This window comes from Gemmatimonadota bacterium (assembly GCA_040388535.1).
Lineage (GTDB): Bacteria > Gemmatimonadota > Gemmatimonadetes > Gemmatimonadales > GWC2-71-9 > Palsa-1233.
Genome location: JAZKBR010000002.1, coordinates 765318 through 781597, shown reverse-complemented (window position 1 = coordinate 781597; position 16280 = coordinate 765318). Strand labels below are relative to the sequence as shown.

The following is a 16280-nucleotide window of genomic DNA, read 5'->3' as shown; positions in this document are numbered from 1 at the left end:
TTCGGCGAAACTATGCGGACGGACGCGTGGTGGATTCAGCCACTGATCACTTTCCTGATCCTTTCGTCCTTCATCGTCTACGCCACCTGGTCTGCCTTTCAGGGCGACCATTACTACTTCGGCTCCTACATCTCGCCATTCTATTCGCCTGAAATCTTCGGAGCGTCGCCTCACGCGCTCTTCGGACCGAAGCCGGGATGGTGGCCGGGATGGATGAAGTTCTCGCCGGCGCTGCTGATTCTCTGGGCGCCAGGCGGCTTCCGTTTCACCTGTTACTACTATCGCGGCGCCTACTACAAGGCACTCTGGGCCGATCCGGTCAACTGTGCCGTGGGCGAACCGCGCAAGAGCTACTGGGGCGAGCACTCCTTCCCGCTCATCCTCCAGAACCTGCATCGCTTCTTTCTCTTCATCGCCATCCCCTTCCTGCTTTTCCTGGCGAAGGATCTGTACGAGGCGTTCTGGTTCGTCAACGCCGCGGGCACCCGGGAATTCGGCGTCGGAGTCGGGACCCTCATCCTCGCCACGAATCTCGTGCTGCTGGGCGGCTACACCCTCGGTTGCCATTCGTTCCGCCATGCGGTGGGTGGCCTGATGGATCGCCTCTCCGAGCGCCCGGTGCGGAAGACACTCTATGACTGCTCGAGCTGCCTCAACCGCGCTCATATGAAGTGGGCGTGGTGCTCGCTGGTGATGGTTGCCTTCTCCGACATCTACATCCGCCTCTGTTCGATGGGTATCTGGCATGACTGGAGGCTCTTCTGATGGCGGAGTACGAAACGCACGAACACGATGTCCTCATCATTGGTGCCGGCGGCGCAGGGCTGCGCGCCGCGATCGAAGCCGCGGCGGCTGGCGTGCGCGTGGGGCTCGTCTGCAAGTCGCTGCTCGGCAAGGCCCACACCGTGATGGCGGAGGGCGGTGCCGCGGCCGCGATGGGCAACGTGGATGACCGCGACAACTGGATGGTGCACTTCGCCGATACGATGCGCGGCGGGCAGTACGTCAACAACGCCCGGATGGCCGAACTGCACGCCCAGGAGGCACCGGCCCGCATCATCGAGCTGGAATCGTGGGGCGCGGTCTTCGATCGCACCAGCGACGGCCGTATCCTGCAGCGCAATTTCGGCGGCCATCGCTACCCGCGCCTGGCGCACGTGGGTGATCGGACCGGACTCGAGATGATTCGCACGCTGCAGGATCACGCGATCCATCAGGGCATCGATGTCCATATGGAAGTGACCATCATTTCGCTGCTGAAGGATGGCAACCGGGTGGTGGGTGCGTTCGGCTACGATCGCGAACGCGGCCGCTTCCGGCTCTTCAAGTGCAAGGCCGTCGTCCTGGCGACCGGCGGTGTCGGGCGCGCGTTCTCCATCACCAGCAATAGCTGGGAGTACACGGCCGATGGCCAGTCGCTTGCCTATGCGGCCGGGGCCGAGCTGCAGGATATGGAGTTCGTGCAGTTCCACCCGACCGGCATGGTGTGGCCGCCGAGCGTGAAAGGCATTCTGGTCACCGAGGGTGTGCGCGGCGAAGGCGGTGTGTTGCGCAACAAGGAAGGGCGTCGCTTCATGTTCGACGACATTCCGGAGAACTACCGCGCCCAGACCGCCGACACCGAAGAAGAAGGGTGGCGCTACACCCAGGGCGACAAGACGGCGCGTCGTCCACCGGAGCTGCTCACGCGCGATCACGTGGCGCGCTGCATCATGCGCGAAGTGCGCGCCGGCCGCGGCTCGCCCCACGGCGGCGTCTTCCTCGATATCTCCTGGATCAAGGATCGCCTGCCGAACGCCGCGGAGCACATCAAGAAGAAGCTCCCCAGCATGTATCACCAGTTCAAGCAACTTGCCGATATCGATATCACGAAGGAGCCGATGGAAGTCGGCCCCACCACGCACTACATCATGGGTGGCATTCGGGTCGACGGCGATTCGCAGATGACGTCGGTTCCGGGTCTCTTCGCCGCCGGCGAGTGCGCCGCCGGGCTGCACGGCGCCAATCGTCTCGGCGGCAACTCGCTCTCCGATCTGCTGGTGTTCGGCCGTCGCGCCGGCGAATATGCGGCGCGCTTCGCCCGGGAGCAGGGCGCCGGCAGCATCGACAGCGCGGCCGTCGAACGTGCCGCGGCGAACGCGCTGGCGCCCTTCGAACGTGGCGTTGACGCCGAGGGTGCCTACCATGTGCAGCACGACTTGCAGTCGATGATGCAGGACCTGGTGGGGATCGTGCGTCGCGAAGACGAGATGCAGGAGGCACTTGCCCACCTCCAGCAACTGCGAACCCGCGCGGCGAAGGTCGGCGCGATCGGCAACCGCGAGTACAACCCCGGCTGGCACACCGCGATGGATCTCGGCAACCTGCTCACCATCTCGGAAGCCATTGCCCGATCTGCTATTGAACGGAAGGAGAGTCGCGGCGGGCATTTCCGCGAGGACTACCCTGACAAGGATCCCGCGGCGGCGCGCTTCAACATTGTCGTACGCCAGGGGGCCGATGGCGCCATGGTCCTGTCGCGCGAACCCGTTACCCCGCTCACCACCGAACAGGCCCGCATCATCGAGGAGCAGAAGTAATGGCACAGGCCACCTTCCGCATCTGGCGCGGCGCCGACGGCGGCGGCGCATTCGTCGACTACCCGACCGAGGTCTCCGAGGGGATGGTGGTGCTCGATGCCGTCCACGGCATCCAGGCCGACCAGGCCAATGACCTCGCCGTTCGCTGGAACTGCAAGGCCGGCAAGTGCGGTTCCTGCTCGGCCGAGATCAACGGCAAGCCGCGGCTGATGTGCATGACCCGGCTCAACGAGCTCGATATGAGCAAGCCCGTCACGGTCGAACCGATGCGCGCCTTCCCGCACGTGCGCGACCTGGTGACCGATGTGAGCTGGAATTTCCGGGTCAAGAAGAAGATCCGCAAATTCACGCCGCGCGCGCCCGACGCCCCGGACGGCACCTGGCGAATGCAGCAGGCCGATGTCGACCGGGTGCAGGAGTTTCGCAAGTGCATCGAATGCTTCCTCTGCCAGGATGTCTGTCACGTCCTGCGGGATCACCAGAAGCACGAGAGCTTCGTCGGCCCGCGGTACCTGACCTATATCGCGGCGCTCGAGATGCACCCGCTTGACACCGCCGACCGGATGGACGAACTCCGGGAAGCCGACGGGGTGGGCTACTGCAACATCACCAAGTGCTGCACCAAGGTCTGTCCCGAAGGGATTGCGATCACCGATAACGCGATCATTCCGCTCAAGGAGCGGGTGGTGGATCGCTTCTACGATCCGCTCCGGGCGCTGGTGCGCCTGGTCCGTGGCTCGTCGACTTCATGAGTAGTCCGAACCGTTTCCGGAGCGTCCCATGCTCGCACTGAAACTGCTTTCCGCTGCCGCGATTCCGCTGGCGCTCGACAAGGCCGAACGGTATCGGCTGCTCAACCAGCCGTGGGCGGCCGAGAGCATCTGCCTCGACATTCTCAACACCGACCCCGGCAACCAGAAGGCGTTGCAGGTCCTGCTGCTCGCGCGCACCGATCAGTTCGGGTCGGAATCGGCAGGGGCGGCAAGCCGGGCGCGGGAGACCCTCTCGCACTTTACTGGCGAGTATGAGCGCGCCTACTACGGCGGGATCATCTGCGAACGCCGCGCCCGGGCGCAACTGGAAAAGCGCACCCCGGGAGCGAGCCAGAACGCGCACGAATGGCTGACCGAGGCGATGGCGCTCTACGAGCGAGCCGAAGCGATCCGCCCGGTCGACGACGACGACGCCATTCTGCGCTGGAACAGCTGCGCCCGGCTCCTCAATGATTCACCGCACATCGCGCCGCGCGAACGGGAGATGATCGAGCCGATGATCGGGGAGTAACGCACGGCACGAGATCGTGTCGCCAAAGTGTGGCGCCGCTGCAACGCTCGACTGTGACCCGCTCGATGCATTCTGCTGGCGATTCGTCAACATTCGACGTTAGCTTTCTCCAGTCACGATTCCCCGACAATCTGCTGCATCAGCCACCAGCCGTCGCACTGCGACGGCGCGGCCTGCGTCACCATCCGACCCGGAACCTCTCATGCGTGTTCGCCACGGAAGTCTCGCGCTGCTGGCGCTGACCTTCCTCACTGGTTCTTGCAGTGATCGCGCCCCGGCGATTACCGGCACCTCGCCGACCGAGCTCGCACCAGGCGGCGTCGCTCGCGTCGTGATGCCCTCGGTGCGCATCAGCGAATTCCACTATGACAATGTCGGCACCGATGCGGGCGAGGCGATTGAAGTCTCCGGGCCAGCCGGCACTGATCTCACCGGCTACTCGCTGGTACTCTACAACGGCACCGGCGGCGCCGTGTACAACACCACGGCGCTGAGCGGCACCATTCCGGTCGGGTGCAATGCACGCGGCGTCGTGGTGACGACCTATCCCGCCAACGGCATCCAGAATGGTTCCCCCGACGGCATCGCCCTCGTCGGTCCGGGAGGAGTGCTGGTCGAGTTCCTCTCCTACGAGGGCGTCTTCGCCGGCGTCGGTGGGGCCGCGAATGGAGTGACCTCGACCGATGTCGGTGTGACCGAAGCCGGAACCGAGCCCCTCGGAATGTCGCTCAAGCGCGATGGCACCGGGGCGTGGAGCGGGCCAGGCGCTTCGTCCTTTGGCAGTTGCAACGACGAGGACGTGATCGCCCCGCCGCCTCCACCACCGCCGCCACCCCCACCCCCACCGCCACCACCGCCACCACCCGGCCCGCCCGAAGTCCGCTTCAGCGAGCTGCACTATGACAACGTCGGCACCGATGCCAACGAGGCCATCGAGATCGAAGGTCCTGCGGGCACGTCGCTGACGGGCTGGAGCATCGTGCTCTATGATGGCAACGGGGGTGCGGCGTACAACACGACGGCACTCACCGGCACGATTCCCGCCACCTGCTCCACCCGTGGTGTCGTGGTCGTGACGTATCCCGTCAATGGCGTGCAGAACGGGTCGCCCGATGGGATGGCCCTCGTCAACAATCTCGGACAGATTGTCGAATTCCTCTCTTATGAGGGGGCCTTCGCCGCGACCACCGGACCTGCAAACGGCATCACCTCGACTGATATCGTCGTCAGCGAGGCCACTTCGTCACCAGTTGGGCAATCGCTCCAGCGCACCGCGGCCGGCGCGTGGCAGGCGCCCGCGACCGCGACCTTCGGGGCTTGCAACAGCGGGGGCGTCGTGCCGCCGCCGGCGAACACCATCGCCTTCAGCGGCAGGATCTCTTCCGATCCGGCCCTCCCGGTCGGCTTCCAGGACCAGATCTTCGCCACCGTGCGCAACGGCTCCGGGACCGTGATCAACACCACCGTGACCTGGTCCTCCGATACGCCGGCGATCGCGTCCATCGACCAGAATGGCGTGATGACCGCACTGGCACCCGGGATGGCGGTCATCCGTGCGACGGCTGCCGACGGCATCACCACCGGCACCACCTCGCTCCCCACCAGGATCGCGGTGGCGAGTGCGACGGCGCTATATGCCGGCAATGCCGAATTCGGCGAGCCAACCGATGCCGACGCCAGCGACGACTTCATCATTCGCCGGGATCAGTACACTCTCTCGTTCAACAAGAACCGCGGGACCCCGAACTGGGTCGCCTACGACATCGACGTTACGCAGTTCGGCGCCGAGGATCGCTGCGACTGTTTCACGTACGATCCCGCGCTCCCCGCAGCCTACACCCGCTACACCACGGCGGATTACACCGGGGCCGGGGCCTATCACGGTTACGGCATCGATCGCGGCCACCTCGCCCGTTCCTTCGACCGGACCTCGGCCTCGCTCGACAACGCGACCACGTTCTACTTCAGCAACATCGTGCCACAGGCCGCCGACTTGAATCAGGGCCCCTGGGCGAACTTCGAGAATGTGCTGGGTGACTATGCCCGCCTCCAGAACAAGGAGGTCTACGTCATCGCTGGTGTCGCGGGGAGCAAGGGCACCATCAAGGACCAGGGGATCATCACCATTCCCGCGCAGACGTGGAAAGTCGCGGTCATCATGCCACACGATAAGGGACTCGCCGATGTCCAGAGCATCAGTGACCTTCAGGTGATTGCGGTCATCATGCCCAACGAGCCTGGCGTCCGGAACGTCAACTGGGAGAGCTACAAGACCACCGTCGATGCGGTGGAGGCATTGAGCGGATACGATCTCCTCGCCCTCCTGCGCAATGACATCGAAATTGCCGTCGAAAGCAACACGAAGCCCCCGGTCGCGGTGCTCAACGGGCCGTATGCCGCCACTGAGGGATCGTCAGTCGCGATGAGTGCGAGCGGCTCGAGTGATCCTGATGGCGATGCGCTGACGTATGCCTGGCGCTTCGGTGACGGCGCCACGGCGACCGGTGTGAACGTCAGCCATACCTATGCGCAGGACGGTGGGTACACGGTACGGCTCATTGCCACCGATATTCGCGGGCTCGCCGACACTGTGTTCGCCAGCGCCACGGTGAGCAACGTCGCGCCTTCGGTGAGCACCTTCGCCGGTGCCACCCTGCTCCCCGGCGAGATCTTCACCAGTAGCGGCAGTTTCACCGATCCCGGTGCCGACAGCTGGAACGCCACGGTGGATTATGGTGATGGCTCCGGCATCCAGCCGCTGGCGCTCTCCGGCAAGACCTTCGCGCTTTCGCACCTTTACTCCAGCGCGGGCTCGTTCACGGTGAGTGTGCGCGTCGCGGATGACGATGCCAGCGGCACGAGCACTCGGGTGATCAAGGTGCTGACGCCGGCCGAAGGGGTTGGCAATGCGAATGCGCTGATCGAACAGCTCGCAAATGCCGGGGTCATCAACAAGGGCAACGCCAATTCGCTGGCGGCCAAGCTCGACGCTGCAGCTAAGAGCGTCGGCAACGGCGGCACCAATGCCGCGTTCGGCCAGCTCAGCGCCTTCCTCAACGAACTCGATGCGATGGTGCGATCGGGGAGACTGACGGCGGGCGATGCGGCGAACGTGAAGGCGCTGATCGAGCGCATCATCCAGGCGATCTCGTAGCGGTCGCCAGAATGGAACGAACAAGGCCCCGGCGCTGCACGGCGCCGGGGCCTCGTTCGTTTATTCGCTCACCAGCACCCGCTCGATCCGGCGATCCGGAAGAATCCAGATCATTGCGACGACCACATATAGCGCACAGGAGATGCGCGGGTCAATGAATGCGCAGGCAATCGCGATGGCGTAGATGACGTTGGACGCGATCCCTTTCCGGTCGCGACCCACCGCGAGGGCGATCGGAGAATCGGCCCCGTGGTGGGCGATCAGCGCCCGCAGCAGGATGAAGTACGCCGCACCGGCATTGAAGAGCACCACGCCATACAGGGCGACCGGCCCCCGCTCGAAATGATTCTCCCCCATCCACGCGGTCACGAACGGCACCAGCGAGAGCCAGAAGAGCAGGTGCAGATTGGCCCAGAGCACCCGTCCGGTGACGCTGTGCACCACCTGAAACGTGTGATGGTGATTGTTCCAGTAGATCCCGATATAGATGAACGAGAGCAGATAGCTCAGGAAGACCGGAATGAGGGGCTGCAGTGTCGCCAGGTCGGCGCCGTGCGGCACCTTCAATTCGAGCACCATGATGGTGATGATGATGGCGAGCACGCCATCGCTGAAGGCCTCGATTCTCCCCTTCCCCATCGGCAGCTCCCCGGGCGATACTGTGGGTCCGGCGCTGCAAAAGTAGCACCGGAGGGTCGATGTCGATTTCGGGCTTCCCCGGTCGACTATGAGGTACGCACCAACTTCCTCACCTGCTCAAGGAGTGCACCATGCGTTACCTCTGCCTGATTTACGACGAAGAAAAGATGCTGGGCGAGATGTCCCCGGCCGAAAGCGGCGCCTTCTTCGGAGAATATCGCGCCTTCACCGAATCGGTGCGGGAGAGCGGTCACTACATCGGTGGCAATCCGCTGCAGCCCACCTCGACCGCCACCACCGTGCGCATTCGCAATGGCAAGGTCTCGATGACCGACGGACCGTTCGCCGAAACGAAGGAACAGCTCGGCGGCTACTACCTCATCAACGCGAAGGACCTCAACGAGGCAGCCCAGATTGCGTCGCGGATTCCCTCGGCCCGCATCGGTTCGATCGAGGTCCGCCCGATCCTGGAGATGGGACCGTCCTGAGATGGAGCGGGAACTCGACGCGCTCTATCGCAGCGAGTCCCGAGCGGTCCTCGCGACCCTGATTCGTCTCCTCGGCGATTTCGATCTCGCCGAGGAGGCGTTGCAGGACGCCTTCGCCGCAGCCGTCGAGCAATGGCCTACCGCCGGACTCCCCGGCAATCCTCGCGCGTGGCTGGTTTCCGCCGGGCGCTTCAAGGCGATCGACCGTCTCCGTCGCCGCGCTCGCTTCGATCAGAGCCTCCTGGCCGATGCCGATCGACTCGAATCGAGCATTCCTGCGGTCGCCTGGGAGGAGCCGGGCCTCGAGGACGATCGGCTGCGGCTGATCTTCACCTGTTGTCACCCCGCGCTTCCGCCCGATGCCCGGATCGCCCTGACTCTCCGTGAGGTGTGCGGGCTCGCGACCGAGGAAATCGCGCGTGCCTTCCTGATCGGTGCACCGACGCTCGCGCAGCGCATCGTCCGTGCGAAGGCCAAGATTCGCGACGCCGGCATCCCCTTCCAGCTGCCCGAACGTGCTGACCTTCCCGAACGACTCGGCACCGTGCTGCAGGTGATCTATCTGGTCTTCAACGAAGGGTACTCGGCAACTTCTGGTGAGGTGGTGACCCGCGCCGATCTCGCGGGTGAGGCGATCCGGCTCGGTCGGCTCATGGTCGAACTCCTCCCCGAGCCCGAAGTCTTCGGACTGCTCGCCCTGATGCTCCTCCAGGATGCGCGCCGCGCCGCGCGAAGCAATGCCGCCGGCGACCTGATCCTGCTCAGCGAACAGGATCGCGCAGAATGGGACAGGGAGCAAATCGCCGAGGGAGTGGCATTGGTCCGACGTGGATTGAAACGGCGTGCCACCGGCCAGTATGGGCTGCAGGCCGCGATTGCGGCGATCCATGCCGAAGCCGCAACACCCGAGGACACCGACTGGGCAGAGATCGTGGGCCTCTACGATCTCCTGCGGAGGGTGGCACCATCGCCGGTGGTTGAGCTCAACCGGGCCGCCGCAATCGCCATGCGCGATGGTCCCGCGGCTGGCCTCGCGCTGGTCGACCAACTGTTGCAGGACGGTGACCTCGAGGAGTATCACCTCGCCCACGCGGCCCGTGCCGACCTCTGCCGTCAGCTCGGACAACTCGACGTCGCCGCCGATTCGTATCGTCGTGCCCTCGAACTCACCACCCAGGCGCCGGAGCGGCGCTTCCTTGAGCGGCGCCTGGCATCACTCCAGCAGTCGCGATGAACGTCAGCGCGTTCGCGCGTTGTAGATCTTGTTCACGATCTTCCATTCGTTGCCGACCTTGAGCATCGACAGGTAATTCACGTACACCGACTTGGGATACGTCTCCTGCACCTTGACCGACGCCGCGTTGCCGGTGATGTCAACGGCCAGTACCTCGAACTCGCCGGCTTCTTCCTTCCCGGCCACGGTCGCGAAGCCGCGATACCAGTCGGGCTGGGTGAGCTGGCCGATCTGGCCGCCGCGGTTGATGAACATCAACTTCGCGTCGGGCGTGAAGGTCCGCTCGAAGCTCTTCACATCGTTGAACTTGAGGCCGTGGAGATACTCCTTCACGGTGGCGCGGACGTTGGCTTCTTCTGAACTGGCAGCCGCAGCGGGCGCCTGTGCAGCGAGTGGGGTAGCGGCCAGGACGACAAGCAGGGAGAGCAAATGGCGGGAGTGCATCGAGAGCTCCGGAGTGGGCGTCAGGTCGTGCGCGTGGTGTGAGAGTAGCGCGGCGCCCGCGCGAGGGGAGTGGCAGCTCGGGTGCCCTCACACACTTCTGACCTCCTACGGCTTGGTGCTCCCGGCCGTTTCCTTGAGCAGCTTGTCGAAGGCCGGCGTCCCCTTGAGCGAGGCGAAGCTCGGGTCGATTCGGAGGCGCGCAGCCGTCAGTACGTAATTCGCTCGCGTCACCTGCTCCACCATGACCGCGGCCTTCTCCTTCATCCCGGCAATCGTGTAAATGCGTGCGAGCTGGAGTTCGCCATAGAAGTAGTTCGGGTCGGACATCGATTGGCTGGTCGCTAGTTGCACCCCCAGCTCTCCCTCCCGCACCGCATCTGCGGTCTTCCCGACCAGCGCCAGCATCACCCCGTACAGCGTATGGAGTTGCGGGTCCTTCGGATTCGCCGCCGACTGGGACGCGGATGTCGCCAGTGACGAATCGGCATAGGCGCGGGCCCGCGCCATCTCGCCACGCTGCTGCGCCAGAATCGCCAGCGATTGGCCCCACCAGGCGCGATCGTTGTCGAACGCCGCCGGCGAGAGTCGGAAGAGGAGATCCTGCTCCGCCGGCTCGAGCACCCAGGAAAATTCATTGTAGCCGGCAAAGTACGCGACCACCTCAGTGGCGGGGGTTGGCCCGATCGCAGCACGAACGGTGCGACGTGCCCCTGCGATATCGCCTTTCATCACGTATGCCATCGCGAGGTACTGCACCGTCCCCAGGTCCGTTGCCTTGAGCACAACGGCCTGCTCACCGACGGCGATCGCTTCATCGATGCGGTGCAGTGACACCAGCGTCGTCAACAGCGAGGCGAGGGTGGCCTGTGAACGGGGGTCGAGCTCCCGCGCACGCGCGAGCTTGGCAAGCGCCGCATCGAACCGGCCGACCCGGACGTCGGTCCCGGCGGAGAGGGTCAGAACGTTGGGGTCCTTCGGGGCGGCCGCGAGTGCGAGGTTGGTTTCGCGATCAGCGGCCTCGACATCGCGAGTCACCAGCGACTGATACCGGGCCGCCGCCATATGCGTCGACCCCGAATTCGGATCGAGGCGGAGCGCGCGATCGATCGCCTCCTTCGCGCGCTGGGCCTCGGCCGTCTGGCGCGTCCCGTTGCTGTAGACACTCGTCCATGCTGCACCGAGCCGTGCCCAGGCATCGACGAAGGTGGAATCGAGCGCCACCGCCTGCTCATAGTACCCGGCTGCCTCGCGCTGTGATGCAGCGGCGTTGCTCGCGATCGCACGCCCCTTGAGGTAGAGATCGTACGCTGCGGCGTTCGTGGTCGGCCGCGCCGCGAGCTCCGCCTGATCGTGGCTGCCAAGCGCGGTACCGAGGGCCCCTGCGACCTGTGACGCGATCGAGGTCTGCATCTGGAAGACATCGGTCATGCCTGCTTCGAACGGCTGCGACCAGGTCGTCGCCCCCGTCCGGCCATCGACCAGTTCCGGCACGACCTGCACCCGCCGCACCCCGCCAATACCCGCCCAGCGCACCTTGCCGACCAGCAGATAGTCCACACCCAGCTCGCTCGCCATCTCCACCGGCGTCTTGGTGCTGTTGCGATACTGATCGGCGCTGGCCGAAGCGATTACTGTCAGCTGACCGATCTTGGCGAGCTTGCCGCGTACTTCATCCACAATGCCATCGGCGAAGTAGGCGTCCTCGGCGGTACCCTGATTCACAAACGGCAGGATGGCCACCTTCTTCAGGCCACCACTCCCGCCACTCGTCGTAGGTCCGACTGCGAGCATCGTGGCGGTCATCGCCCAGACCGCGAGTGCCGCGACGCCGCCGAGTGCCGCGTTACGCCAGCTGAGCAGCGCGTCGAGCTTCTTCGCCGGCTGATGATCGCGGCGCCTTGCTTCAGCACGCGATGTCAGGAACAACGCCAGTGCGCCGCCACCGATCAGCAGCCCTGCGATTCCCAGCACCCAGGTCGGCAAGCCGCGACGCACAGCCGCCACCACGAAACCGGTGAGCACCACGAGTGCGAGCACGCCGAACGCGAGCCACAGCTTGCCACTCGGCACGCCACTCGCCACCGCAGTTTCGCGGCTGCCATCGCGCACCTGGTCTTCGGCCGCACGCAGCGCCTCGGCCATCTCTGCTGCCGTCTGGTACCGGTCGGCGGGCGATTTCGCGAGCGCCTTCTGGACCACCGCCGCCACGCGGGGCGCCAGCCCCTCGCGCGTGGCGGTGAGTGGGCGCGCCGTCTCGGTCAACGAGCGCGCAATCACGGCCTGAGCGGTCGGACCACTGAACGGCGGCTCGCCCGCAATCATTTCGTAAAGCACGCAGCCGAGCGCGTAGATGTCGGCGCGACCATCGACATCGACCGCGCCCATCGCCTGCTCGGGACTCATGTACTGCGGCGTTCCGATCGCGAGACCGGTCTGCGTCAGCGACTTGCCGCCGCCCGAGATCGCGCGTGCAATACCGAAGTCGGCCACCAGGGCGTGTCCGGCGCTCAACAGGATGTTGGCCGGCTTGATGTCGCGATGCACGATGCCGCGGCTGTGGGCGTATTCGAGCGACTCCGCGACCTCGCGCGCGAGCCGCACGGCTTCCAGGACGGGGAGTTGCTTCTCGCGCGACATCCGCGACGGCAACGACTCGCCGTCGACGAACGGCATCACGTAGTAGAGGAACCCTTCGGAAGTGCCCGAGTCGAAGACCGGGAGCACGTGCGGATGGCTCAGCTGTGCCGCAATCTCGACTTCGCGCAGGAAGCGCTCGGTACCGAGTGTCTCCGCCAGCTCCGGCCGCATCACTTTGACGGCGACCTTGCGACGATGCTTGGGGTCTTCGGCGAGGTAGACCGTCGCCATCCCACCCTCGCCGAGCACCCGCTCCACCCGGTAGTGCGCGCTCAGGGCCCGGGTGAGCCGCGAGACCTCCACCGCGCCGGTAGGGGCGACCCGTTCGGGGACCCCCGGTTCGGTCGGTGTGGCAGCGCCGCAATTCAGGCAGAAGTGCGCCTGCATCGGGAGCGGAGTACGGCAGGTCGGACAGGCGCGGGTCGCGCTGGTCAAGGCTAGGCCCCGTCAGTACTTGGGATATGTCGTTTGGAAGCAATAAAGGAACGACAATCCCGAGGGGACCGCAAGGATCTTCAAGAAGTCAGGGCGTCGCCCTGGCCGGCGCCTCGAACACCCTGGCGTCGATCCGGTGCCCGGTCTTCCAGTCGGAGTATTCCTCCATCTGGACCGGTTTCCCGTTCATGAACATCTGGACCCGGGTCGCGAGCCAGCCGCCGCCGGTCGCCACGTACTGTTCGAGGTGCACATCGAGCGGTGGCTGCCCCGGCGCGAGCCCGATCAGGACGCGCACCACCACCATCCGCTTCGGATCCACCCAGAACTGCGCCGCCGTCGTGTCGGAGGCATCGGTCGCACCGACGACCCAGACCGGCTCCCCCTGCCAGTTCCCTTCGCGCACCCGGCCGAGGTCGATCTTCGTGCTCGCGAGATCCTTCACCGTGCGCTCAACCGGCTGCAGATAGACGCCCTCGATCAGCGGCAGGAAGAAATTCCCGTCGGCACTGGCTCGCGCGAGTTTGCCGCCGCGCACGATGTACCCTGAATCAGCGGTATTGATGGTGTAGTTGCCGAGGGTGGAATCGCCCTGGTCGATCCGCAGCAAGGTTCCGCGCGCAGGACTCTGCCAGAGGCGCTCGTGCCACGCTTCCTCTCGCGTGCCGTTGGGGCGATAGAGCGTGGTCTTCTGGGCAAACTCGAGCGTGGGGTACCACTTCCCCGCGTACTTGGCACGCATCCTTTCGAGTACTTCGGTGCCGTTTTTCGGGATTCGGGTGCTCTGGGCCGTGACGGGGGCCGCAAGGATGAGGGCGAACGCGAGGGGAACCAGAGTGTGGTGGCGCATCGGCAGGTCCTGTAGGGTAGATGAGAGGGGCCTGTCCGTGAGTACGCGGAAGCGGGGGACGGGTTTCCATCCCCCCGGATTGCCTTACCCGCCGTTGATCTCCCCAACGCTTCGGCCTGCGCTCAGGGCGACTGGAGCCCGACGTCAAAATTCCCGGTCAACGTCAGGGCTCCGGTCGTATTGGCGCCGGGGGCGAGCGAAGCAGTGTAGCTCCCCTTGATCCGCGACGCCGTCGCGCTCGTGACCGTGACCGTGCCGGTACTCTGCGACCCGATGGCGCCCCAGCTCTGGACAGTTCCGCTGAGGAACACCGTCATCGTGCGTTGCACCCCAGTTCCGAGTGTGTAGGTCCCGACTCCGGCGTATCCCGAGATCAGCATATTGATGCTGTGCGTGACGTTGCTGGCACCGATCGTGAGCGTGCCCGACGACGGTGCCGCCACGATCACGATCGTCGCGGCATTCCACGCGGTTCCACCAAGCGTCCCGCCAAAGGTGCTGCCAACATTCAGCGGTACCGTGACCGAGCCGGTGGAGGTGACGGGCAGGTCGAAGGTGCCCTGGGTGACGGTGCGGTTTCCGGTGGCCCCGCCACTTACTGGTGCGGCGACGAACGAGAAGGTCCCGGTGATGCTCGTGGCGGACACCGCCGTGACCGTGACCGTGCCAGCGGCACCCGAGAGCGGGGTCGACCACGACTGCGCTCCCGTGACGATGGTGGCCGTCCCACCGGGGACCGTCGGCCCGACGCCCATCGGATAGGTCCCCGGCGCACCGATGTTCCAGAGGGTCAGCGACATCGAGGTCTGGGTCGGGCTCGTGATCGAACCGATCAGGGTGAACGTTCCGTTCGCCGAGCCGTGCGCCGAGGTGCTGATAGCGAGGGAGTTCCACGCGGCACCATCGATCTTTGCAGAGAACGCGGCCGTGTTGCCGCCGTCGCTGGGGCCGGAGCTGGATGAGCCGCAGCCGGCAAGGCAGAACGCTGCGAGGGCAACGGAGAGGGAGAGTCGGGGGGACATAACGCCTCGGCAAGGGATCGAGGAAAAAAGGCGAGAACGAAGAACTTGCAGTCCGGACTCGCGTCGCGCCAGACCTTTCTGACCGCGTGGCGCTCTGGCAGGCTGGCGCCCGGGTGACCAACGGCGTATCGTCCCTCCCTACCCCACAGCCCGCCCTCAGGTCCCCACTCTTTCGTGGAGCGACGATGTCCTCGCGCCGAAATTTCATTCAGGCCCTCGCCGGGGCGTCCGCCGCCCTTCCGGTCTTCCGTGAATCGGCAATGCGCCAGGTGGTGCGCGCGACCGATCGGCTCGGCAGCGCCAACCCGCTGGCAGCGGCGGAGGATGAGGCGTACTGGGGCGAGATCCAGCGCGCGTTCGACGCGGATCGCTCGATGATCAATCTCAACAACGGCGGCGTCTCACCGACGCCATCGCACGTGCTCGAGCAGATGATCCGCGATCTCAAGTTCAGCAACGAGTTGCCGGCGAATCATATGTGGGCGGTGCTCGAGCCACGGATCGAGAGCGTGCGTCGCGACCTCGCGCACGATTTCGGCTGTGATGTGGAGGAGATCGCCATCACCCGCAACGCCTCCGAAGGCCTCGAGACGCTGATCCTCGGCATGGACCTGCAGCCGGGCGACGAAGTGCTGGTCACCAACCAGAACTACGGCCGGATGCTGACGACCTGGGACCAGCGGGTGCGTCGCAATGGCATCGTCCTCAAGCAGGTGTCGTTCAAGGTGCCGCCGCCGTCGCAGGACTATCTCGTCGATGTCTTCCGCAAGGCGATCACGCCGAAGACGAAGATCATCGAGATCACGCACATCACCAATCTCACCGGACAGATCTTCCCGGTGCGCGAGATCGTTCAGATGGCGCGTGAGCGCAACATCGAGGTCTTCGTCGACGGAGCGCACGCCTACGCGCACTTTCCGTTCAACCGCGACCAGCTCGACGTGGACTACTACGGCACCTCGCTGCACAAGTGGCTGCTGGCGCCGATCGGCACCGGCTTCCTCTATGTCCGCAACGCCAAGATCAAGAACATCTGGCCGATGATGGCCGCCCCGGCAACGATGAACACCAACATCCGGAAGTACGAAGAGATCGGCACCCATCCGGCGGCGAACCACAACGCCATTGCGGCGGCGCTCGCGTTTCATCGCGGCATCGGCTCCGATCGCAAGGTTGCACGCCTGCGGTACCTGCGCGACCGCTGGGCCAAGCGCCTGCTCGCCGCGAGCGATCGCGTCACGATTCCGACGCAGATCAACACGCCCTACTCCGGCGCGATCGCCCTCCTCTCGATCGAGGGGATCGACCCTGGCAAGCTCGGCGCCTGGCTGCTCGAGAAGCACCGCATCGTCTCGACTCCCATTGTGCACGCCGAATTCAGCGGCCTCCGCGTGACTCCCAACGTCTACACCACGGTCGACGAGATTGACACCTTCGCCGACATCGTCGAGCGCGCGATCAAGAAAGGCATCGCGTAGCCGAGAAGCGGGAAGGGGGAAGGGGGGGGGGGGGGG

13 protein-coding genes are annotated in these 16280 nt (G+C 65.2%); 8 read left to right on the top strand and 5 right to left on the bottom strand.

The features are described from left to right. Window positions 1–12: 12 nt before the first annotated feature. The 5 genes from V4558_06990 (at window position 13) to V4558_06970 (ending at window position 7017) form a co-directional block, all read left to right on the top strand. Window positions 13–765: a succinate dehydrogenase gene (locus V4558_06990; GenBank protein MES2305234.1), complete on the top strand. Its 753-nt coding sequence runs from the start codon at window positions 13–15 to the stop codon at window positions 763–765. Continuing rightward, the gene (locus V4558_06985) at window positions 765–2579 is read left to right on the top strand and encodes a fumarate reductase/succinate dehydrogenase flavoprotein subunit (GenBank protein MES2305233.1); all 1815 of its coding nucleotides are present in this window, start codon (window positions 765–767) and stop codon (window positions 2577–2579) included. Before V4558_06990 ends, V4558_06985 begins: the two co-directional genes overlap by 1 nt. Then, window positions 2579–3331, top strand: a complete 753-nt coding sequence (locus tag V4558_06980) for a succinate dehydrogenase/fumarate reductase iron-sulfur subunit (GenBank protein MES2305232.1) — start codon at window positions 2579–2581, stop codon at window positions 3329–3331. Before V4558_06985 ends, V4558_06980 begins: the two co-directional genes overlap by 1 nt. Before the next feature lie 28 nt (window positions 3332–3359). Continuing rightward, window positions 3360–3863: a hypothetical protein gene (locus V4558_06975; protein MES2305231.1), complete on the top strand. Its 504-nt coding sequence runs from the start codon at window positions 3360–3362 to the stop codon at window positions 3861–3863. Window positions 3864–4065: 202 nt separating this feature from the next. Then, the gene (locus V4558_06970; GenBank protein MES2305230.1) at window positions 4066–7017 is read left to right on the top strand and encodes a DNA/RNA non-specific endonuclease; all 2952 of its coding nucleotides are present in this window, start codon (window positions 4066–4068) and stop codon (window positions 7015–7017) included. Window positions 7018–7077: 60 nt separating this feature from the next. Here V4558_06970 and V4558_06965 read toward each other — a convergent pair whose 3' ends face one another. Continuing rightward, window positions 7078–7656, bottom strand: a complete 579-nt coding sequence (locus V4558_06965) for a TMEM175 family protein (protein ID MES2305229.1) — start codon at window positions 7654–7656, stop codon at window positions 7078–7080. Between the two features lie 131 nt (window positions 7657–7787). Between V4558_06965 and V4558_06960 the strand changes: the two genes are divergently transcribed. Beyond that, window positions 7788–8144, top strand: a complete 357-nt coding sequence (locus V4558_06960) for a YciI family protein (GenBank protein ID MES2305228.1) — start codon at window positions 7788–7790, stop codon at window positions 8142–8144. A 1-nt stretch (window position 8145) separates the two neighbouring features. Then, window positions 8146–9378, top strand: a complete 1233-nt coding sequence (locus V4558_06955) for an RNA polymerase sigma factor (protein MES2305227.1) — start codon at window positions 8146–8148, stop codon at window positions 9376–9378. 3 nt (window positions 9379–9381) lie between these two features. Here the strand turns inward: V4558_06955 and V4558_06950 are convergent, their stop codons facing one another. The 4 genes from V4558_06950 to V4558_06935 form a co-directional block, all read right to left on the bottom strand. Next, window positions 9382–9822 (bottom strand): nuclear transport factor 2 family protein, encoded by a 441-nt coding sequence (locus V4558_06950; GenBank protein MES2305226.1) that lies wholly within the window; start codon window positions 9820–9822, stop codon window positions 9382–9384. Window positions 9823–9927: 105 nt separating this feature from the next. Next, window positions 9928–12894 carry a protein kinase gene (locus V4558_06945; GenBank protein ID MES2305225.1) on the bottom strand — a complete coding sequence of 989 codons (2967 nt, stop codon included), beginning with the start codon at window positions 12892–12894 and terminating at the stop codon, window positions 9928–9930. Between the two features lie 88 nt (window positions 12895–12982). Continuing rightward, entirely contained in the window at window positions 12983–13744 is a 762-nt protein-coding gene (locus V4558_06940; GenBank protein ID MES2305224.1) for a hypothetical protein, read from the bottom strand. A 122-nt stretch (window positions 13745–13866) separates the two neighbouring features. Beyond that, window positions 13867–14766, bottom strand: coding sequence for a DUF6252 family protein (locus V4558_06935; protein ID MES2305223.1), 900 nt, complete (start codon window positions 14764–14766; stop codon window positions 13867–13869). A gap of 185 nt (window positions 14767–14951) precedes the next feature. Here V4558_06935 and V4558_06930 point away from each other — a divergent pair, with 185 nt between their 5' ends. Then, complete coding sequence (locus V4558_06930; protein MES2305222.1) at window positions 14952–16244, top strand: aminotransferase class V-fold PLP-dependent enzyme; 1293 nt, start codon at window positions 14952–14954, stop codon at window positions 16242–16244. Window positions 16245–16280: the final 36 nt, after the last annotated feature.